The following is a 438-nucleotide window of genomic DNA, read 5'->3' on the forward strand; positions in this document are numbered from 1 at the left end:
AAATGGTGGAGGGGGACGGATTCGAACCGCCGAACCCACAGGGAGCGGATTTACAGTCCGCCGCGTTTAGCCACTTCGCTACCCCTCCGGTATTTATTAAATTAGATGGTGGAGGATGACGGGCTCGAACCGCCGACCCCCTGCTTGTAAGGCAGGTGCTCTCCCAGCTGAGCTAATCCTCCGTAATATAATGGTGACCCGTACGGGACTCGAACCCGTGTTACCGCCGTGAAAGGGCGGTGTCTTAACCGCTTGACCAACGGGCCAGTACAATTTTTCCAAGCTTCCAACCGGGCTCGAACCGGTGACCTCTTCCTTACCATGGAAGTACTCTGCCTGCTGAGCTATGGAAGCGTTAAAAATGGCTCCGCAGGTAGGGTTCGAACCTACGACCACTCGGTTAACAGCCGAGTGCTCTACCACTGAGCTACTGCGGAA

The 438-nt window shown here is 55.5% G+C and carries 5 tRNA genes; all 5 read right to left on the reverse strand.

Going from position 1 to position 438, the window contains the following annotated elements:
* Positions 1-3: 3 nt before the first annotated feature.
* A tRNA-Tyr gene (locus COC46_RS15610) sits at positions 4-88 on the reverse strand.
* 18 nt (positions 89-106) lie between these two features.
* A tRNA-Val gene (locus tag COC46_RS15615) sits at positions 107-182 on the reverse strand.
* 9 nt (positions 183-191) lie between these two features.
* Positions 192-266, reverse strand: a tRNA-Glu gene (locus tag COC46_RS15620).
* A gap of 15 nt (positions 267-281) precedes the next feature.
* A tRNA-Thr gene (locus COC46_RS15625) sits at positions 282-354 on the reverse strand.
* Positions 355-362: 8 nt separating this feature from the next.
* Positions 363-437, reverse strand: a tRNA-Asn gene (locus COC46_RS15630).
* Position 438: the final 1 nt, after the last annotated feature.

It is taken from the genome of Bacillus sp. AFS041924, from assembly GCF_002577195.1.
Lineage (GTDB): Bacteria > Bacillota > Bacilli > Bacillales > Bacillaceae_G > Gottfriedia.